Origin of the sequence: Fictibacillus barbaricus, from assembly GCF_031457135.1 — a bacterium.
Taxonomy (GTDB): Bacteria; Bacillota; Bacilli; order Bacillales; family Fictibacillaceae; genus Fictibacillus; species Fictibacillus barbaricus_A.
In genome coordinates this window covers 697,574-717,508 of record NZ_JAVDWA010000001.1, presented here as the reverse complement: position 1 = coordinate 717,508, position 19,935 = coordinate 697,574, and the positions used below count along the sequence as shown (strand labels likewise).

Sequence of the window (19,935 nt, the reverse complement as noted above, 5' to 3'; positions counted from 1 at the left end):
TTCATTCATTTTCTAACGTGACCTCACCGCACACCCTGCAGAAAGAGAGTCCAAAGAGCGTAAATTAACCCCTTTCAAAAACAAAAAAGGTTTTCGAAATCAGCCTTCTATATTGAACAATGTTGATAGTAACATCAAATGCATTTTTTGCTGCTGCTATTCATGATCCATGGACCATTCTGCCAATGTTTTATCTTTAGGAAGCATGACAGTTAACAGTCCGAGCAGAGGCAAGAAACTGACTAGCAGCATGGTATGGGAAATGCTTGTAACGTCAGCAACTTTCCCTAGTACGACCGAACCGAGAGCTCCCATCCCAAAGGCGAGTCCGACGATTAAACCAGAAACCATTCCAATCCTTCCCGGAACTAGTTCTTGTGCGTAAACGACCGTTACTGAAAAGCTCGTATTTAAGATAAAACCGATCATGAAAAATAAAGGAAAAATCGCCCATAACCCCACGTGCGGGAGTATAAGTGCCAAAGGAGCTGTTCCGATCATTGACCAAAAAATCATGTTCCGTTTCCCTAATCTATCTGCTATCGGTCCGCCTAAGAAGGTTCCCAGTACTCCTGCAGCCATAAAGACGAAAATATAAACTTGTGCCTGACGGATGGTCAATCCATAATCATGAATCAAGTAAAATTGATAATAGTTGCCGATGCCGGAAAAATACCATGAACGGGCAAATACTAAAAAAACGAGCAATCCCATGGCGGCGATGATTTGATTTTTACGCTTTTTATTAATCGCCTTCTTTTCCCCGGTTTGCTTTTTCACACGCGGAAAATGCACGAGCTGTTTGGAGTACCATCCTGATACAAAAAACAATACAAAAATCGCGACCGCTGCAAAAGAAGTGAACCATACGGCACCAAATTGGCCGAGCGGCACAAACACAAGGGCTGTCATGATTGGTGCAAGCGAAGACCCAGAGTTGCCCCCCACTTGATAAATGGATTGCGCTAATCCACGCCTGTTTCCTGCTGCCATATAGGCGACACGTGACCCCTCGGGATGAAAAACAGCGGAGCCAAGTCCGATTCCAATTACAGAGATAACGATCAAATAAAAAGAATCCGCAAAAGCGATCCCGAGCATACCTATTAAACTAGCCATCATACCGAACGGCAGCAAATAAGGAGAGGTCGTCTTATCTGTATACCAGCCAACAACGGGCTGCATGATTGACGAAGTGATATTAAGTGTGAAAGCAATCCATCCGAGCTGTGTGAAAGTAAGTCCCATCGACTTCTCAAGGATAGGGAAAATGGCAGGTATAACAGCCTGCATCGAGTCATTTAGCATATGTACAAAACTAATGGCAAAAAGAACCGCGTAAATGGTTTTTTGCTCAGGAGTTACCGGTATTGCTGGTTTGTTAGTCGATACAGCCATGCTGCATTCCTTCTTTCTCTTCTAATTCAATTTCATAAACTATTTATCTACAAATATTAACATATGTGTATACGTATCTTCTAAAAATTACGCTGGGAAATAAATTGTAAGGGGTCTGACCCCATTTCCCGACATTAAAAAGCCAGCCCGGTGAACCCACCGGGCTGGCTTCAATTCCAGGATTCATTTACGATTCATTAAACTTTATCGATGACTTTGTCGATGATTCCGTATGTTAATGCTTGCTCAGCAGACATGAAATAATCACGGTCTGTATCTTTTTCTACTTTTTCGATCGGCTGGCCTGAGCGGTCTGAGATAATTTTATTCAAGAGCTCACGCGTTTGGAGAATGCGTTTTGCGTGAATCGCCATGTCTGTTGCCTGCCCTTGTGTTCCCCCTAGCGGCTGATGAATCATGACTTCCGCGTTCGGCAGCGCATATCGCTTTCCTTTTGCTCCTGCTACTAAAAGGACTGCACCCATTGATGCGGCCATCCCAATACAAATTGTTGAAACATCAGGTTTGATGTATTGGATGGTGTCATAAATGGCAAGCCCTGCTGTCACACTTCCACCAGGTGAATTGATGTAGATGGCGATGTCTTTTTCAGGATCTTCAGCTGCCAAAAAAAGAAGCTGTGCCACTATCGAGTTTGCGACGTTATCGTCGATTGCACTGCCTAACATAATGATTCGGTCTTTTAATAATCTGGAATAAATATCGTAAGAACGCTCTCCACGATTTGTGGATTCAACGACCATTGGGATTAAGTTCATCTTTTTTCCTCCTTATTATGCTGCAATTGCCATCGGGCTTTTGTTTGCAGTATTAGGTACTTGTATTTTACCGAATCCTGAAGTGATAAATATGATTCTCGCCGGCTGCTCCGAATTGTCAGCACCCTCGATTTGTACTTCTTTTCTCATTGGAATGACGTTTGTTTCTTCTAGGTTTTGATCTGTTTTAATTGGTGTGACTGTACTTTTCTGTTCCTTCTTCACGCTGTGCCGCCTCCCTTTGGTTTTGGGTACATCGTCATGGAAACATGAAACGTTCTGGAGTCATTTTGTTTTGGATCGTGATGTTTGTTGATCAGTTCAGTAAGCATGTTCGAGTAATCTTGTAAAAAGGCTTGGCGCTCCGTTAAGCCTGCTAACGCAATCTCCAGTTCCATAACAGCACTTGGAATTTGTTCTTCCTCTGCTTGTTCCATGAGCGAAACAGCATCCCGCTTTACTTTTTCAGTAAACGCCAAGACATGCGCTAGAGCAGTCTGATCTTGAAGCTTTTGTACCTGTTCTTGTGACAGACCCAGTGAATCGGATAACAGAAACGTTTTTCCAACACTCCTATAAAGTACTTCCACAAGATTTCTCACATTCCTTGTCCCCGCACGAACAACGAGTCCTGCTTTTTCAAGCGTCTTTAGATGATAGTTCACCTTTTGAGGGGAATCATTCATTTGTTTTGAAAGCTCTGTCGCAGAACGAGGTTCCTTTAACAAGCTTATGATTTCTGACCTGACAGGATGCAGAAGAGCGGCAGCCTGCTCGGGTTCTGAGACGATAAACGTTTCTGGCACCGGTTGATTCCTCTTCACTCACATCACCTCACAATACAGCCAATTTTCCTCTCACGTAAAAATAATACTTTACGTAAAATTATTTTATTACGTTACCCTTCATTTTGTCAAAGAATTACACAAAATATACATTAGCCTATTATGAAAGATTGACAACAAAAAACAGGCTGCAACTAAGAGCCTGTTTTTTAAGATTTATAGCAGTGGTATAACTCCGAGTACAATAAAGATTCCTGACATGGCAAGATTAAACCAAAATTCTGTTTTTTGTTTAAACAATCTTCTTTCCAATGCACGAAAAGAAAAAATAACCGTTAAGATTCCAAATAATACAGTAGGGTTTTCCCAATGCTTGCCGTTATAGATCGCGAGCAATAAACCTATGAACATGAGCACCATTTCTGCGTATACCCATCGTTTTGGACGTTTTTTCATGTCGATAAAAGGCCCCCATTTCACCGGATGATAGTACACAGTGTACGGTGCAGAGGCCTATCCTGTGCATATCCTTACACAGAAGTTTCGTTTGATTTAGATTGAAGTTTTACAACTGCTTTATTTTTCAAGATAATCCGTAAAATCAGAAGGCCGATAAAACCGCCAACAAATGAACTTGTTAGGAATGGGAGAATGAAGAAAAAAGCTCCGGTTTTAGTACCAAGGAAGATCGAAGCAATTGGTACTGCAGCAATCGCACCAATAATACCTGTACCAATCCATTCTCCAATGGCCGCTGAAAATATGGACTTTCTTTTTTTATAAAAATACCCAGCCAAACCTGCACCAATCATCCCACCTGGAAAAGCAAGCAATGAACCAACGCCTAACAAATTACGGAGCAATCCAATGCTAAAAGCGATGATCACTGCTGGAATCGGCCCTAAAATTACACCAGCTATAACGTTAATTGCATGCTGTACGGGAAATGCTTTCGCTGCACCGGCAGGAATCCAAAGCAGATGAGATGCAAGCGTTCCTATAGCAACGAACATGGCCATGAGTGTAAGCTTTTGAACAGAAATTCTCAAATTTATCCCCTCTTTGCTTGTAAAATGGTTGAGAGCAGTTTTTGAGAGGCTTGTTTTGGATCTTCTGATAATGTGATTGCTGATATAATAGCCGCTCCATCTGCGCCTGCAGATATCGTTTCAAACGTATTTTCAACCGATAGTCCGCCGATTGCAACGAGTGGAAGAGAGATGCCGCTGTTTCGAAGTTCATGAAAAATCCCCGTCCCTACCGGCTCTTCAGCATCTGGTTTAGTGGATGTTGCAAATATAGGACCAACACCAATGTAGTCAGCTCCCCGCGCTTCTGCGTCTTTTGCTTCAGCAAGCGTGTGTGCAGAAATACCCAGAATCTTCCCCTTCGTTTCTTCCCTGATCGTATCGAGATTTCCATCGCTTTGCCCCACGTGAAGACCATCTGCATCTACAGCTTTCATCAATTCGAGGTCGTCATTTACAATAAAGAGAACATCTTTCGCTTTACACATTTCCTTTGCATACATAGCCATTTCGACCTGTTTTTGTCCGGTTACAGCGTTTTCTCCCTTTTCACGGTATTGAAAAGTAGTAATCCCCCCATTAATCGCTTCGGCTACTATTTTTTTAAAAGCGTCTGGACTCTCACAATTCATAGTACCCGCTACAAAATAAAGAGACAGTTTTTGCGACAGCTCATTATGTGTTGAATTCTGCATTTACCGAATCTCCTTCAAACTCTGCTGTTCTTTCCAATGGATATTCCCTTGCCAAATCGATTCCGTTGTCTCCAGTGCATACAATTCGTCTAACAGGTTTTGCTGAAAGCTTCCAGGTCCTTTAGCCGTTTGGACTGCTTCTTCAGCAGCTTTTGTCAGCATCAAAATCGCTAAAGCAGCTCTTTCTAAAAAAGAAAGGTTTGTTGTCGATCCGGCTTTTTGATTCGCTTGATAAAGAGCGACCATTGATGTCGCAAAGCAGCCTGTTCCTGTTACAAGTGAAAGCATTGGATGACCGTGGGATAGTTCGATTACTGTTTCCCCGTCTGTCACAACATCTGTTTCACCTGTCATGACGATGATGCAACCTGTACGCTTTGCCGCAGTGACAGCAAGCTCAATAAGACCGCCTTCAGCGAAGTCGAGATCTCCATCTACTCCCCGTCCTTCCCAGCTTAGCCCCGCTAAGAACTTCATCTCTGCCGCATTCCCGCAAATTGTCAGAATTGTTCGGGGACTGACCCCCTTCAATTCTGAATATTCAGATAACAATTCTTTAACGGTTTCTTGCCGAAATTTTGATAATCCTACACCAACTGGGTCGAGGACGACAGGTACCCCGCTATGCATCGCTTTTTTAAATGCTAAAACCATCGATTTCGCTGTTGCTACTTCTAATGTTCCAATGTTCAGGACTAGTGCATCTGAGACGGCTACAGCGTCTTCTACTTCTATAGCGTCGTGCACCATCATCGGGCTTCCTCCAGCAGCGAGAACACCGTTAGCCAGAAAGTTCATCGTCACGTTATTCGTTATATGATGAACGAGTGAACGTCCCTTCCTCACTTGTTCTACAAATGCCTTCCATTCTTGCACTCTATTTTTATTCATGTCCAATCCTCCTAAAAGCAAAATGATTAACCGGTCCGTGTCCTGATCCCACATCAATTCCATGTTCGATTGCGGTTTGAATATATTTTTTAGCTTGTTCAATGGCACTTTCAACCGTTTTCCCGTATGCAAGTTCAGCTGTTAATGCTGCAGAAAACGTACATCCTGTGCCGTGTGTATTTTTTGTATCCACACGTTTATCTGTCAATTCTAAAATCCCTTCACCATCATAAATAAAATCGGTTACGATGCCCTCTTCATCCATATGTCCGCCCTTGATCACCACATACTCTGCGCCTTGATCAAATAGAACACGCGCTGCTTCCACCTTAGATTCTGCAGTGTCAATTTTGATCCCAGTAAGCGCCTCTGCTTCTGGAATATTAGGTGTAACAACTTTCGCAAGTGGCAGCATGTGTTTTTGCATCGCTTCCAAAGCTTCCACGCCTAACAATTCAGCACCGCCTTTTGCGATCATGACGGGATCCACCACGATGTTCTTCCAGCTGAATTTTTTAATGTAGAAAGCGATTCTCTCAATATACTCTCCTGAGAATAGCATCCCTGTTTTTAATGCGTCAGGTGTTAAATCATTTCCAATCGATTCTAGTTGTTGTTCCAATCCTTCTAAAGGAACAGGATACACCCCTTGCACCCCTGTCGTATTTTGAGCAGTAACCGCTGTAATAACAGACATTCCATACACACCAAACTCCTGAAACGTTTTGAGGTCTGCTTGAATGCCGGCTCCACCGCCGCTGTCCGATCCAGCTATCGTGAGCGCTTTGCACACCTTGATTAATTGTCCCATGCCTAATTCCTCCTTATTGCGTTAGAATCATTAAAAAAACAAAAACCACCCGCAATAGTCAGCGGGTGGCAGTTAAAGTCACATTTGGTTTCTAGTATCCTTTGAGATCCACACCGCTTCCCTACGCCGGAATTATCCGGATCAGGTTCAAAGGGTCAAAGGAAATCTCCTTCTCTCAGCTCGAAAAATGAGCACCCCTAGCGAAAATGTTTATATTGAATTACATCAATCCTACTAACATAACACACTCATTGTCAATGATTTTAGCAAATTACAGTTTCCATGTGTTTAAGCAACCCCTAATCCGGGGAAATAGTAAGTAACACCAGATATACAAAACATACACATAAACAAAACATTTGTAACAAAATCCAGAAAAAAGAAACACAAATGACAAAAAATAACACATAACTTCCAAAAGGTGGTGAAGAAACAGTACTTTCGAATTAATGTCATAATTTTTTCAGAATTTTCAAATAAAATAGTTGTCAGTTAGCAACTTGCTCAGTATACTAATAGAAACCTAGAAACCATAAAAAATGGATAGGGAGATAATCTTAAGGAGGGAATCAGGATGAAAGACAAGAACACATCTTTTAACAAAAACCAAAATGAAATGGTTCAGTACAAACAACAAAAAAGAGACCCATTTTCCTTCAGCCTCATTGCCCAAATGGTACTAGACGAAGCATTGCACAAGTATTACCACGAGTATTACGAGAGAGAAATTAACCATGCCTTGGATACAAAAGATAAAGAACGATTTATGAAGCTAACGAAAGAATACCAAGCTTTCCTCGCTTAAGGCTTTAAACAAAGGTTGACCTATTAAAGGATGACCGAAAAGCCAAAACACCCTTTGAACCGCACGGACTCACAATCCATGCTGCAGAGGGTGTTTGTGACGTCACCTTAACGAATGGACAAATCAAATAATTAAGACACCGATGTCGGGGATTCCGGCTTTTTCTTTTGCCTGTTTTTTCTTCTCCATAGCAAGTAAAGAGCGCCTATGAGGATGAGCCAAAGCGGCGCTAACCCAATCAGTCCTACGATAATAAAAGAGATTGCAGAAACAAAGAAATTTACAGTTTCCATAAATAGCTTCTTCGTTTTCTTCCACGTGTTCAATTCTTCCGTTTGCAGTTTTTCTGCTTTTAAGTTTTTAACGCCAAAGTTAATCGTAACCGTTGAATAATCACTCTGGTTTTTAAGAAAAGTTAGCCGCCCTTGAATTTGTTCAATCTCTTCTTGAACATTCGCTAAATCTGATGAAATACTTAATAAATCCTCTGTTTTATGTGCATTTTTCATAAAAGATTCTAAACGGTCCCTAACCTGCAATTTAGCTTTTAAACGTGAAGATAGATCGACATATTCTTCTGTAACGTCCTCTCCTCGCACACTTTCGTTCGGTTTTCCTCTGCTTATGCTTTTAACTTGTGTTAAAAAAGGACGAAATTCGTTCATTGGAACCCTCGCTATAATCATTCCATCTTCATAGCCCGACTCATCATTACTCGTGTTTGATTCTACGATGTATCCACCTTTTTCTTCGATCATCATTTTGACCTTTTCCATTGAACTTTGGAGCTTCTCTACTTTTATTCTTATATCTGCATGATAGATTACTTTTCGCTGATCTTTAATGCTTTCTGCTGATTTCTCATCTGACCTATTTGTTTTGGAATCCGCTTTGTCACTGTTTTCAAGAGCTTTATTTTCCTCCATTTTGCCGCTAGAAACCCCACCCGATTCATCCATCGATTTGTTAGATGATTCGCCAGAACTGCAGGCTCCTAAGAGCAGCAAGACGAAAAGGAACATATACACTTTCCGTTTTTTCCACATATAGTAAATCCCCCTTTTACGAATAGACGTCTTTTTCTAAATAAAGGTTTCATTTGACCTTGAGGGGCTCACCGCTTGCACTGCGGAAAGCGAAGCACCCTGCAACGGAAATCAACTGCTAACAGGAGCAACAATGAATACGAAAACAGCAATTAATTATGTTAAAATAGAGTTTGAATGTAAGTGTTTTGAAATAAACTCAATCTATGCTAGTATGTACAAGGTTGAGTAAGTGTTTTACTGGAGGAATAGCATGTCAATGATAGGAAGAAATGATCCCTGTGTGTGCGGCAGCGGAAAGAAATACAAAAAATGTTGTCTTCATAAAGAAGAACAAACGCGCGAAGTCTCTTTTCACCAAGAGGGATTGATCAAATATGCACTAGAGAACTATCAGGCCGAATTAGCAGCCCGAACTTCTGAATATGTTAAGCAGTATCCTGTTTCAAACGATCAAACACAAACCTACGCGAATATTGCAGTATGCTGGGAAGTCTTTTGTTTAAAAGTAAAGGAAAACAAAACACCTGTTGAACTTTATGCTGAAAAAGTAAAAGACTCGGTTAAGCCTGAAGTGGCAAAGGTGATCTCGGGGTGGACAAAAACATTACCGTCCCTTTATAAAGTGATTGATCAAAAGACTGGATTTATTTTCACAGTCCAAGATGTTTGGACGGACGAAACATTTGATGTAACTGTCAATGCGGCTGAAAAGCCTAAAATAGATAACGTGTTATTAGGTACACTCGTTTCAAACGGCGTTAACTATGAATTTTATGTAGGTTATGTAGAAATGCCTGCTGCTGAACTGCCCCCATTAAAAGACGCAGTTGAGAAGCTGGATCCAAACAGTGACGCGAGGGATATTTTCAAAACAAAGTTTCCTGCTGTCCTGCAGCTTTCATTGATCGATATCTCAAACGGTGTACCAAAACCGGAAACAGATTTATCAGAACATGAAAAATCGTCAGATGCTGACAAACCTGCTAAAACGGAAGAAGCTCAGAAAACAGTTGAAACAGACGAAAAATACACCGCTGTTACAGAGCTAATTAAAACTTCTGCTGACCGCGAAATTTCCGAACAGGCTGAAAAGATTTGGAACGAATATATCATGGTTTCTAAACCAACGATTCGAAAAGAAGAGATTTATGCAGCGGCACTCGATTATCTTGTTTCAAAAGATATCGCCGGCAGCACATCTACTCAAGCAGAAACAGCAAAGAAATACGGTGTTTCACCAGGCAGTCTTTCATCACGCTACCGTGAAATGAAAGATACTTTAAATTTATAAGAATGAACCCGTCCACCGTCAGGAGTTTTCCTGGCGGTTTTTTTATTAGGCTGTTTTCGTATTCATTGTTGGTTTTGAAGAGGGTTAAATTCCGCTACAGTGGCTCGCTTTCCTTAGTGTGTGCGGTGAGTTCTCGTTAAATGATGAATAAATCCTGCTCCTGCGTCTGCAAGAAAATCTGCTGAAGTTAGCTTCCTCGTCGCATACCTTTCTAGATGTTATTCAGGCAGCTGGTATGCAGGATTCTTGTCCCTTTGCTCCAATCAACTTTTCAATGAAGAACTTCTCAAAAAATTTCTCAATAGCAACAATCTCTTAGGAAACAGCCTTTATTGATCTGTCAGCCTGAGTGAAAAAGATTGATTTTTGAACAATTTGTAATATGCTCAAGATAGCAATATTTTTCCAAATGATGGAGGAGTTAATATGAATAGTTTATTCGCAGAAAAAGAAATTACTTTCAATGGGAAAAAGCAGATTTGCGGGACTCTTACAATTCCGGTAGAAATTGCTGAAAAGAACAAATTACCTGCCGTATTATTCATATCCGGTTCAGGACCTCTGGATCGAAACGCAAATGGTCCTAAAGGCAAATTCCAATTGAATGTGTACAAAGAACTTGCCGAATATATGACAGCATTAGGCTTCATAACACTTCGGTTCGACAAACGAGGGACAGGAAAAAGCGATGGGGACTTCATTTCAACAGGGTTTTGGGATTTTGTAGATGATGCTGAGAAGGCGTTCCTTTACCTAAAGAACTGTCCTGAAGTTGATCCTGACAAAATCATTGTACTCGGTCATAGTGAAGGCACGATCATTGGAACTGCTTTATCCGAAAGACAGCCGATTAATGGTTTAATGCTACTTTCGGGAGGCGTCGGAAATCTAGATGAATTTACAGCACACCAAAGAAAACTGGCTTATCAGGAATTAAGAAAATCAAAAGGTCTAAAAGGAATTCTCATGAGATTGCTAATAAATGAAGAAAAGCAAGAAGCCAAAAGTAGAAGGCTGATGCAAAAAATGTTTGACTCAAATAAAGATGTATACAAAATTCTATTTTTCATTAAACAGCCTGTAAAATGGATGAAAGAACATTTTGCTTATGATACGAGAGTCGCTTTGAAAAAAGTAACATGTCCTGTTCTTGCTATATTAGGTGACAAGGATCCTCTAGTGGACCGTGATCTCCTAAAAGAATTGCCTGCACTTGTAAAAGGAGATTGCGAGACTCATATTATTAAAAATATGGAACATGGATTCCGTGTACAGACAGAAGAAATGACGATTTTAAAGATGAAGAAGCTGTTGAAGGTTCTTCCTTCTCGTCCGTTAAACCAAGAGGGTCTTGATGCCTTGTCCAAATGGCTTTATGAATACTATTTAGCTGAAACGAATACTCAACAAAGTTTAGTTGATACAGGTAAATAAATATCAAAAAAAAGACCCGATTACAGGGTCTTTTCTTTTTTATTTCACTTCGATACTAGCATTCTTGTTATTATTTGAACTTTCGCCCCAATGCAGCCAATAATAAAGCGGCAATCCTGCAGCTGTTATGAGTGTAGCTGTTAAACTATCAAACGGATCACTAAATATCGTTGATCCAACAATATAAACAGAACCTAAAATGGCGAATACCGGTACGATTGGGAAAAGCGGCACACTATATACACGTTTTTTCCCTTTGTTTCTTTTACGTAATTTGAAAACCGCATAAAACGCAAAAATATAAAAGATATAAACCGCAAAAATAGCCATTTCTGATAAATAATCCGGATTAGTTACAATCATCATAAAGATCGCAATTACAACTTGCAGATAAGTAGCCGCAACCGGTGTCCCGTGTTTTTCACTTACTTTACTGAAAATATTTGCGAATGGCAATTGGTTACGTTCGGCCATTGCGAAAGGCACGCGCGGGATGGTGAGAATTTTACCATTTAAACAGCCAAAAATGGAGACTGCTATTCCTACTGCGATCAGCTTCCCTCCCAGTGGTCCAAACAGAACCGTAGCAGCACTCGCTGCAGAGTTTTCACCGAGATTTACAATTTGAGATGCCGGTAATATATGCAGCAATGCAATATTTACTGAAAGATAAGCGACCATTACGATCAAAATTCCGCCAATGATTGCTTTTGGCAGCGTTTTCCCCGGGTTCTTCATTTCTCCTGCCACAAAACCGACCATGAGCCAGCCGTCGTATGCGAATAAAGTTGCGAGTATCGCTGCGCCCATACTAATTTCAGCAACAGAGCCGCTCGGAGAACTTAATATTTGTTCATTTCCGTTCGTGATCCCAAATATTGCGATCAGCGCAATCGGTATCAATTTTCCAAGTGTAAAAATATTTTGAACGAAGCCTCCATATTTTGTTCCTAAATTATTTACTATCGTTAAAAAAAGGACCGTTGCAATCCCAATCCAAGGAGCCCACTGTTTTTCCAATGAAAACAGATTGGCAATCAAAGAACCAAAATACAATCCAAGTGCTCCTATTACTGCTGGTCCGTATATAACTGTCTGTACCCATCCGCTTAAATAGCCGAATAATTTTCCGTAAACTTCTTCCATATACACATATAGGCCGCCTGTTTTTGGGATTTGTGTTGCAACTTCAGCGATCGTTAATCCGCCGGCTAAAGTGATTAAGCCTCCCAGCGCCCAAGCGAGGAGCGCCAATGATGAATCCCCTGTGTATTCGAGGACACTGCCAGGTTTCATAAAAATACCTGATCCAATTACCGTTCCAATTACGATGGACATGGCTACAGAAAGCCCAATGTCTTTTTTCAATGCTGCTTCTTGATTCATGCTGTGTCCACTCCTTAGAATACAATTGTCTATTTTTGTCCATCCGAAAAAGACTAGTGTCACTTTACCACAAACAATACATTCATGTCACTAGCTGCCAAAAAAGACAGGCAATTCAGTTTTTTGAAAGGGTTTACTGTTTGGACTAACTTCAAAGCTCATTTCTTCTTCTGAGCTGCTTTTTAATAAAAGCTTTCTCCATGATTGAGTTTAATTGTTTTTCAAGCTCCTTTTTTTCTTCTGGATCTGCTGCGGCACGCATTTTCTTTTTCAGCTCACGGATGACAAGTTTTTCTTCAGACGAAAAATGAGAAGATTGAAGCAAAAGAAATCACCTCTATTCAATGAATGGCATAAAACATGTACGTATAGAATATTCCATTATTTATATAAAATCAGATACTATGTTATATTTTCTCACACAAATTTATTATGAAAAAAATACCAATATTTCCGTGGTCACAAAGAAATCTACCAAAAATTTGCAGACGCATTTGAAAAGTAATTTAGGGGGGATGAAACATTAGAACTGCCAAACGAAACCAATGGCATGATCGGCTTGGGAGGTCCTTTAGTTTCACTGACAACTGATGTTGGAGACCTGACACTGGCAATACAAAAATAAAATCAGACATTACATAAAAGACCTCCTAAAATTAAATAGGAGGTCTTTCTTTAATAAGTAAGTTAATTTGTTTCAGATTGAGTTGATTCTGTGGAGGCGATGAGGACTTTAACCCCTTGCTGTTCAAGAGATTGTAAATGATCGCGAGGTGATTCTTCATCCGTAATAACGACATCGAGATTGGTTACAGGTCCAACCTGTGCGAAAGCATTAACGCCTACTTTATAATGCGGGAATAAGCCAACGCTTTTGCGTGATACTTTCCCTACAGCACTTATAAAAGCAGCAACTTCCGGTGTCGCCGTTGTGATACCTCTCGCTGAAATGCCGCCTCCACTAACAAACGCCAAATCAAAGGTAAACTGATTAACGCCATTCATTGCAAGAGCATCTGTCATGTTACCAGAGTTTTTCACTTTTCCTCCGATTACATACACATCAACATTCTCTCTCTCGCGAAGAAAATCCGCTGTAACTAAAGAGTTTGTTACGACCGTAAGCGGTATATTCGGAAGGTGTTTGAGAAGTTCGTGGTACATTCCCCCACCGCTCAAAAAAATCGTATCTCTTTCTTTTATCCACTTTACAGCTTCTCTTGCTATCGCTCTTTCATATTTGGATCCTTCCCCAAAACGCACAGCATTCGGCGAAGGTCCTTTCCGTACTTCTGTAACTGGGATCGCACCGCCATGCGTACGTTTGAGGAGTCCGTTATCTTCCATCGAAGATAAATCCCTGCGAATGGAATCGATTGAAACCTGAAGTGCTTCTGATAACTCTTTAGCAAGAACACGACCTTCATTTTTAAGCAATTCTAGGATTTTTTCTCTTCTTTCCTCAGAAAACATAATATTTTTCCTCCATTACCTCTTATTTCCACGTGGTAAACTTATCATATTCCAGTTTATGCCTGTTTGTCAAATTATTTCTGCTTGTTTCATCCTGTTTATTCATTTTTATTTGTAAAAACAGGCTAGAACAAGCAAAGTCGTTGCTTGTTCTAGCCTGTTTAAGTTATCACTTCAATTGATTCCTAAAAATTGTTAGTGTGATCCCACACTTTTTTATGTGGAATTAACACATATGCCAATATAACCTCGAACAGCCCATTTTGGATACTCACATGGTTCATCAACAACTTCAAAGGCATATCGTGTCCTCCTGACAAATACAAATCCGAGATTTGTATTTGTCTGGGGTCTGTCCCCCTAGTCTTCTACCTTCACCAGGAATAATCTTTCTTTGTAACCGCCGTGCTTCTTCACTTTTTCCTTCCGTATTTCTTCCATCTCACGTATGGATAGCTGATGCAGCTTGCTTAATTCAATCAGCATCTCGTAAAGACCAGCTAGTTCTTCTACCGCATCGATTGAACGTCTAGCATCCCGAAACTCTTTTACACCTTCGATCAGTTTTTTCTTTAGTTCGCTTTCAAACTCTTTATCCCCTAATATGCGAAACGTCCCTTTTTTCCCAGCGAGTTCAAGCAATTCTGGAATTTTATCACGGACTAATTTATTATAATAAGCCATTTACGTTGTTCCCTTCCAAAAAATTCACCTAGCTAAGCCCTGATCCAATGGACTTACGCTAATCTCCTTGTACCTTTTTAATCGATACAACTCCGAGAAACACGAGGGCGATCGTACCGAATAGCGGATATAAATAATGAAGAAGCTCCGAATATCCCACCTGGCTGAGCAAATAGCTGCCTGCCAATAAACCGATTAATATGACATTGTTTGATAGTCTTACATTTTTCTGCAGTGCACCGGCAAGTCCGAACAAGTTTCCAATCAAGGTTGAAAAGATCTCTCCAAAGATCACGAAGATAAAAATATAATGAACCCCAACGCCAAGCCCTCCAACAATCTCAGCAATCGGAATTTCATAGCTTAGAACTCTAGGAACAGAGTACAGCACATACTGGCTGTTTAATAAAATAAAAGTCAGCCCCAACCCGCCAAGAAAACCTCCCCATTTAATAACCGATTCATCCTTCGCTTCCCTTGAAAGCGGAACTAATACAGCTTGTGCCAATGTTAAATTAAATGCTGCATATGCAAAAGGACTGAGAATCCATCTCCAATGGGCAGTAAAATCATGAGAAAAAAATAAGTGCCTTCCCGCTGAAAAATGAAATAAGGAAATAGACAAAATAACAGAAAACAAAATCATAACAGGTACGATTAATGAATTGGTCCAAAGTATGCCTTGAATGCCTTTTTTCATGACAATATACGTAATGATTACCGTTAAAAAAACTCCTGCTTGGAAGGGAAGCTGTAATTGTTCGCGAAATAATGCTCCTGTACCAGACAGCATCACACCTGTTACACCAAACAGCATGATAAGCATGAGCAGATTTACAACCCTGGCAACTGCAGCACCAAACAAGTAGCGGTTCATTTCATCGAAAGAATATACATTGATTCGTCTTGCTATGATCATCAACTTAGTGCCGATCATAATAAATAAAAACCCACTGATTAAAATACCTGCAAAACCAGCAGATCCATATTTCGTGAAAAACTCAACGATTTCCCTCCCCGTTGCAAAACCAGCACCCACTACAGTGCCGATGTAAGTGGCGGCAATCTGTAAAATTTGTTTCATCCTGCCACTCATACCCTCACCTCCATGGCTATATCTTTACAAACATATGCATGGACAAGAGTTTTAGAAGAAAAAGAAAAACAGCAAGGATGACTCCCCGCTGCTCCTGCTATTTTTTAAACTTCAACCGGCTGAGGCTGAATGCTCTCTTTTGTGATAACACGGTTTTTCCCTTCCCTTTTGGCGGCATACAAACAATAATCAGCACCTTCAAAAAATGCTTGCTTGTGCATTCCAGAACGAAATGTCTGCAGTCCTATACTGATTGTAATTCGTTCATACGCCACCTCAGGATGAACAACATCTTCCACTGCCCTTCTGACGCTGTCAAGTAACGTAAACGCCAGCTCTTCTGATACATCATTCAGAATAACAACAAATTCTTCGCCGCCGTATCGAGCCACAAAATCATCGTTCGAAACATTTTCTTTAATAGTATGGGCGATCCGTTTTAGGATTAAATCACCTGCGCCATGCCCATATGTATCATTAATTTTTTTGAAATTATCTATATCGATTATGGCTAAATGGAATGGATTTTGAAATGTTTCCGCCTGCAAAATCAGTACATCTATGTATTCATAAAATGCCATGTGATTGTATAGTCCGGTAAGGGCATCCGTCTTTACTTGTTTTTCCATGATCGTCGATTTAACCATAAGTTCCTGATGCTCAGCTTGCGCCTTTTTCAGGTCTTCCCAGATTTCGTAGCCTCGGCTCATAATACCAATACAAACGAGCGTCGAAGTCAGCAAAATACATGTCATCGACAATTGATCCATCGTATCATTCAACTGGCTGATGATTGGATGAAAAGTTGAAAGAGCCAGATAAATAAATAGAGAAAGAGAGAATGCTAACCAAACCTTCTTCTTCTCAAAATAAATCGTTGAAATCAGCATCGGAAAGAACAGGCTGCTGTACATAACATTCATTTCGTAATGTACACCTACTAAAATACCTGCAATTAAACTCGCTGCTCCGATAATGATATAATCCGTGAATTTACTTCTCTTACGATATCCCCATTCGGCAATAAGCGTGACGAAGGATAAGAGTACTGTTGGCACTATAATAAAGTACAATAAAAATTCCTTAAACGGTCTTTCTGTTAGTATGCTGTTTATGGCCTCAACGCACACAGATACAATAATGATGATCCAAAAAAAGTTTAAAATTTTCCGGTTCCACGCACCATGGTTAAAGTGTGCAGGCAGGCGTGTATTTCCCAAAGCTTTCACCCCATCTACCTATTCCAAACTAATTATAACATTTATTTCCTAATTCCAAGGAAATTCTTTTTAAGCAGATGGCTCTTTTTAATAAGTTTTCGCGACATATACATTAAAAAGCACAGCCGTTGTGAAACAGCTGTGCTGAGAATTTTTATTTTATTTTGATGCGTTTTTTCTTCGGTAACTTATCGAGAAGCCAGCCTCTGCCTACTTCACAAAATCGGATTGGCATTTCTAATGTTGCCAGTATCTTATCCTTTCCATGAATGGTGAGAAGTCCTGTCTCCTCATTCACTTGGTCGACAACTGCATTTTCGGTGTTAGAAAGAGGAAACATCCATTTGTTATTACCAGAGTCCTTAATCTTGATCATTCTTCCATCATAAGATACTTTGTGGCAATGTGGAGGCAAGCCCAACGTAATTTTGTTCATTGCATTTCTTTCCTCCCTTTCCGGATTTGTTTCATTGTAACAGAAAGTGTGCATGTCTGACTCATTATTTTTTAAATTTTTTGACTATTTAACACATTTGAAATAAAAGTTCTAAAAAATAGGAGGACAACCCCCGGCATACGGCTATTCGTTCTAAGTTGTACAAGCATATACTGACATTAATGAGAGATAAGGGAGGATTTAGTGGAGTGGAGAAAATATCAATGTTTTATAACATGGCCGTTGTTGCGTTAGGAGCTCTTATAAGTTTCCTTTTCGGCACATCCAGCTTGTTGTTTAAAACACTTGTATTGTTTATTGTATTAGATTATTTAACAGGCATGGCGGCATCGGCTTATGAAGGAAAATTAAACAGTAAGATAGGGTTTAAAGGAATACTCAAAAAGATAATGATATTTGCAATTGTAGCCATAGCACATTCTCTCGATCAACTGACCGGGGGTAATATCATTAAAACCGCCACTATTTTTTTCTACTTATCCAATGAGTTATTATCCATGATTGAAAACGCCGGCAGGTTAAAGGTTCCCATACCGCAGGTTATAAAAAATGCCGTTTCGCTGTTAAGACAGAAAAACGGCAGAAAAGATAAAGATAATTAGGTTGTGTAAAATTGTGAAATCTTTTTAGCGATTGTTTGTGCATCGATCTGGTAGTCTCCAGATTCGATGCGCTTTTTAATATCTAAAAGTTTCTTTTCCCGTATATTTAACTGAGCATTCTCATTTAAAGCTTTTGCCTCATTTGATATGTATAGGTCATCTTTGGCAAATGAAGGTGGTTTGACTGAAGGCTGCTGATACAATTTATTCACATCATATTTTCGCTGCACCGGTTGCTGTCCATCAATTCTCATGATTTCACCTCTCCTGCTTGGTTAATCGTTCCTAGCCATTTCCATTGACCATCAGAATCCAGGTTGTCTAACAATCTCATAAACAAGTCCTGTCCATATGTGTCCCATTTTACTTCGAATTCAAACCCATTTTCTTTGTCTTTGCAAAAAGAATGAATCCATTGTGAAGTAAACAAGTATGGCGTAAATTGTTCAAAGTCCAACAGATGATTCTCTAACCATTGGATAACATCCTCTTGTGATAGTTTCTGCATCTTATTTCGTCCTTTGTCTTTTGTTCGTCATTACCTGTAATTATATTTTTCGACCCCCACATATGATTTATGAGGATAGAATAAAAATAATTTACAAAAATTCCAAACGTTGTCATGTTGCTTCTTATCTAGTAAATAATTTTCCCGAAATTCATCTATACTTAAACCTCTTTTCTTTTAAGTATTCCGTTTTGAGGTCTATAATAAGAAGACAAATACATACAAAGGGTGTTTTTATGAGATTAACGTTTTCATCTCTTCAGTGGATGGTATTTATACTTGCCGGTAGTCTTGTAGCACCTATTGCAATCGGTGCGGCATTTGGAATGTCACAAGCTGATACAGCTGACCTATTACAGCGATCTTTTTTCATTATAGGGATATCTGGAATTTTACAAATTTTGTTCGGACACAAACTGCCTATTAATGAAGGGCCAGCAGGACTTTGGTGGGGTGTTTTTACGGTATATGCAGGGATTGTAGCATCAGGAGCTCTTTCTGCAGCAGATGGTCTGCAACAGTTAACGGCCGGTATGCTGATTAGCGGTATCCTTTTTTTCTTGCTCGGTATCTTTCGAGTGATCACCCACGTCCGAGGTTTGTTTACTCCGCTTGTTACGGGGACCTATCTCATTCTTCTCGTCTCACAGTTAAGCGGTTCTTTTATAAAAGGAATGCTCGGAATCGGTTATTTACAGGAAAAAGCGGATGCTAAGGTAGCATTTGCTTCACTATTCATCCTTGTACTGTCTATCGTTTTAGGAAAATCATCTGTACGTTGGCTAAGAAGCTATTCTATCCTTATTTCCTTATTGTTCGGATGGGGACTATTCAAGTTTTTTCATTTAACAAAAGAACCGATGAAAGCCGCAAATCTTGTTTCCTTTCCAGAATGGCTGGCTTGGGGAACGCCTGAACTTTCAGGAGGAGCCATCCTGACTTCACTATTCGTTGGAATGCTGCTATTAACCAACATGGTTGCAAGCATCAATGTCGTTGAGAAAGCCTATGATTCTGAAAACGAAAAATATGAACCAGTTAACTATAACCGGTCATCCGTTTTGATGGGATTGAATACGTGGATCGCAGGGCTATTTTCGGCTGTGGCAAGCGTACCGATTTCCGGTGCCTCAGGCTTTATTTTAACAACAAAAATGTTTAGCAGGGCTGCATTCATGATCGGTAATGTATTCATTATTGCTATCAGCTTTTTTCCGCCGCTTACCTTTTTCTTTGCAGGGATACCTGCACCAGTAGGTTACGCTACGATTTTCCTGCCCTTCTCCAGTATGATTGGATTAGCGTTTAAAGAATATAAAACGGAATTGAATTCAGAAAAAAACCTCTTCATCATCAGCACATCTTTAATGGTCGGAATCGGCAGTTTATTCATCCCAGCTGCAGCACTAAAAGAATGGCCGAGTATTATCGTCACACTCTTAAGCAACGGATTGATCATGGGAATGCTCACTTGCATCGCTTTAGAGCAGTTTTATAAACGCAAACAATCCAGTAAAAATGAAAATTAAGCTCCCATAAATCC

The 19,935-nt window shown here is 40.1% G+C and carries 24 protein-coding genes and 1 riboswitch; of the genes, 5 read left to right on the top strand and 19 right to left on the bottom strand.

Annotation, left to right across the window (positions count from 1 at the left end):
* Positions 1–156: 156 nt before the first annotated feature.
* The 9 genes from J2X07_RS03945 to thiD form a co-directional block, all read right to left on the bottom strand.
* Positions 157–1,398 carry an MFS transporter gene (locus tag J2X07_RS03945; RefSeq protein WP_310256680.1) on the bottom strand — a complete coding sequence of 414 codons (1,242 nt, stop codon included), beginning with the start codon at positions 1,396–1,398 and terminating at the stop codon, positions 157–159.
* A 197-nt stretch (positions 1,399–1,595) separates the two neighbouring features.
* The gene (clpP, locus tag J2X07_RS03940) at positions 1,596–2,177 is read right to left on the bottom strand and encodes an ATP-dependent Clp endopeptidase proteolytic subunit ClpP (RefSeq protein WP_310256677.1); all 582 of its coding nucleotides are present in this window, start codon (positions 2,175–2,177) and stop codon (positions 1,596–1,598) included.
* Between the two features lie 15 nt (positions 2,178–2,192).
* On the bottom strand, positions 2,193–2,402 hold the full coding sequence (locus J2X07_RS03935; RefSeq protein ID WP_310256674.1) for a hypothetical protein: 210 nt from the start codon (positions 2,400–2,402) through the stop codon (positions 2,193–2,195).
* On the bottom strand, positions 2,399–2,983 hold the full coding sequence (locus J2X07_RS03930) for a helix-turn-helix domain-containing protein (protein ID WP_310256671.1): 585 nt from the start codon (positions 2,981–2,983) through the stop codon (positions 2,399–2,401). Before J2X07_RS03930 ends, J2X07_RS03935 begins: the two co-directional genes overlap by 4 nt.
* Before the next feature lie 195 nt (positions 2,984–3,178).
* Positions 3,179–3,418: a hypothetical protein gene (locus J2X07_RS03925; RefSeq protein ID WP_310256665.1), complete on the bottom strand. Its 240-nt coding sequence runs from the start codon at positions 3,416–3,418 to the stop codon at positions 3,179–3,181.
* 74 nt (positions 3,419–3,492) lie between these two features.
* On the bottom strand, positions 3,493–4,011 hold the full coding sequence (thiW, locus tag J2X07_RS03920) for an energy coupling factor transporter S component ThiW (RefSeq protein WP_310256663.1): 519 nt from the start codon (positions 4,009–4,011) through the stop codon (positions 3,493–3,495).
* Between the two features lie 2 nt (positions 4,012–4,013).
* Entirely contained in the window at positions 4,014–4,685 is a 672-nt protein-coding gene (gene thiE, locus J2X07_RS03915; protein ID WP_310256661.1) for a thiamine phosphate synthase, read from the bottom strand.
* The gene (gene thiM, locus J2X07_RS03910; protein WP_310256659.1) at positions 4,686–5,576 is read right to left on the bottom strand and encodes a hydroxyethylthiazole kinase; all 891 of its coding nucleotides are present in this window, start codon (positions 5,574–5,576) and stop codon (positions 4,686–4,688) included. It abuts the gene before it with no gap.
* Complete coding sequence (gene thiD, locus J2X07_RS03905) at positions 5,569–6,375, bottom strand: bifunctional hydroxymethylpyrimidine kinase/phosphomethylpyrimidine kinase (protein WP_310257392.1); 807 nt, start codon at positions 6,373–6,375, stop codon at positions 5,569–5,571. Before thiD ends, thiM begins: the two co-directional genes overlap by 8 nt.
* A 113-nt stretch (positions 6,376–6,488) precedes the next feature.
* A riboswitch (TPP riboswitch) is annotated at positions 6,489–6,596 on the bottom strand.
* A 365-nt stretch (positions 6,597–6,961) separates the two neighbouring features.
* Between thiD and J2X07_RS03900 the strand changes: the two genes are divergently transcribed.
* The gene (locus tag J2X07_RS03900; RefSeq protein ID WP_310256657.1) at positions 6,962–7,192 is read left to right on the top strand and encodes an IDEAL domain-containing protein; all 231 of its coding nucleotides are present in this window, start codon (positions 6,962–6,964) and stop codon (positions 7,190–7,192) included.
* 131 nt (positions 7,193–7,323) lie between these two features.
* Here J2X07_RS03900 and J2X07_RS03895 read toward each other — a convergent pair whose 3' ends face one another.
* Positions 7,324–8,238 carry a DUF4349 domain-containing protein gene (locus tag J2X07_RS03895; protein WP_310256652.1) on the bottom strand — a complete coding sequence of 305 codons (915 nt, stop codon included), beginning with the start codon at positions 8,236–8,238 and terminating at the stop codon, positions 7,324–7,326.
* Positions 8,239–8,491: 253 nt separating this feature from the next.
* Here J2X07_RS03895 and J2X07_RS03890 point away from each other — a divergent pair, with 253 nt between their 5' ends.
* Positions 8,492–9,532, top strand: a complete 1,041-nt coding sequence (locus tag J2X07_RS03890; protein ID WP_310256647.1) for a YecA family protein — start codon at positions 8,492–8,494, stop codon at positions 9,530–9,532.
* A gap of 426 nt (positions 9,533–9,958) precedes the next feature.
* A complete protein-coding gene (locus tag J2X07_RS03885; protein ID WP_310256643.1) occupies positions 9,959–10,966 on the top strand; it encodes an alpha/beta hydrolase in 1,008 nt (335 codons plus the stop codon).
* Between the two features lie 39 nt (positions 10,967–11,005).
* On the opposite strand, the gene J2X07_RS03880 is transcribed toward J2X07_RS03885, so the two are convergent.
* From J2X07_RS03880 to J2X07_RS03850, 7 genes are all read right to left on the bottom strand, one after another.
* Positions 11,006–12,352, bottom strand: a complete 1,347-nt coding sequence (locus tag J2X07_RS03880; RefSeq protein WP_310256640.1) for an APC family permease — start codon at positions 12,350–12,352, stop codon at positions 11,006–11,008.
* Positions 12,353–12,503: 151 nt separating this feature from the next.
* A complete protein-coding gene (locus J2X07_RS03875; RefSeq protein WP_310256637.1) occupies positions 12,504–12,677 on the bottom strand; it encodes a hypothetical protein in 174 nt (57 codons plus the stop codon).
* 362 nt (positions 12,678–13,039) lie between these two features.
* A complete protein-coding gene (locus J2X07_RS03870; protein ID WP_310256634.1) occupies positions 13,040–13,825 on the bottom strand; it encodes a DeoR/GlpR family DNA-binding transcription regulator in 786 nt (261 codons plus the stop codon).
* A 360-nt stretch (positions 13,826–14,185) separates the two neighbouring features.
* Positions 14,186–14,509 carry a nucleoside triphosphate pyrophosphohydrolase gene (locus tag J2X07_RS03865; RefSeq protein ID WP_310256630.1) on the bottom strand — a complete coding sequence of 108 codons (324 nt, stop codon included), beginning with the start codon at positions 14,507–14,509 and terminating at the stop codon, positions 14,186–14,188.
* A 58-nt stretch (positions 14,510–14,567) separates the two neighbouring features.
* Positions 14,568–15,605, bottom strand: coding sequence for a YkvI family membrane protein (locus J2X07_RS03860; RefSeq protein ID WP_310256627.1), 1,038 nt, complete (start codon positions 15,603–15,605; stop codon positions 14,568–14,570).
* A 104-nt stretch (positions 15,606–15,709) separates the two neighbouring features.
* Entirely contained in the window at positions 15,710–16,825 is a 1,116-nt protein-coding gene (locus tag J2X07_RS03855; RefSeq protein WP_310256624.1) for a GGDEF domain-containing protein, read from the bottom strand.
* A 154-nt stretch (positions 16,826–16,979) separates the two neighbouring features.
* Entirely contained in the window at positions 16,980–17,261 is a 282-nt protein-coding gene (locus J2X07_RS03850) for a hypothetical protein (RefSeq protein ID WP_310256621.1), read from the bottom strand.
* Between the two features lie 209 nt (positions 17,262–17,470).
* Between J2X07_RS03850 and J2X07_RS03845 the strand changes: the two genes are divergently transcribed.
* Positions 17,471–17,884, top strand: a complete 414-nt coding sequence (locus J2X07_RS03845) for a phage holin family protein (protein WP_310256619.1) — start codon at positions 17,471–17,473, stop codon at positions 17,882–17,884.
* On the opposite strand, the gene J2X07_RS03840 is transcribed toward J2X07_RS03845, so the two are convergent.
* The gene (locus J2X07_RS03840) at positions 17,881–18,138 is read right to left on the bottom strand and encodes a flagellar biosynthesis anti-sigma factor FlgM (protein WP_310256617.1); all 258 of its coding nucleotides are present in this window, start codon (positions 18,136–18,138) and stop codon (positions 17,881–17,883) included. The two genes, J2X07_RS03845 and J2X07_RS03840, sit on opposite strands and share 4 nt — an antisense overlap.
* Entirely contained in the window at positions 18,135–18,392 is a 258-nt protein-coding gene (locus J2X07_RS03835; RefSeq protein ID WP_310256614.1) for a hypothetical protein, read from the bottom strand. The genes J2X07_RS03840 and J2X07_RS03835 overlap by 4 nt, the downstream gene beginning before the upstream one ends.
* A gap of 236 nt (positions 18,393–18,628) precedes the next feature.
* On the opposite strand from J2X07_RS03835, the gene J2X07_RS03830 reads away from it, so the two are divergent.
* Entirely contained in the window at positions 18,629–19,921 is a 1,293-nt protein-coding gene (locus J2X07_RS03830) for a purine/pyrimidine permease (RefSeq protein WP_310256611.1), read from the top strand.
* The last annotated feature ends 14 nt before the right edge of the window (positions 19,922–19,935 follow it).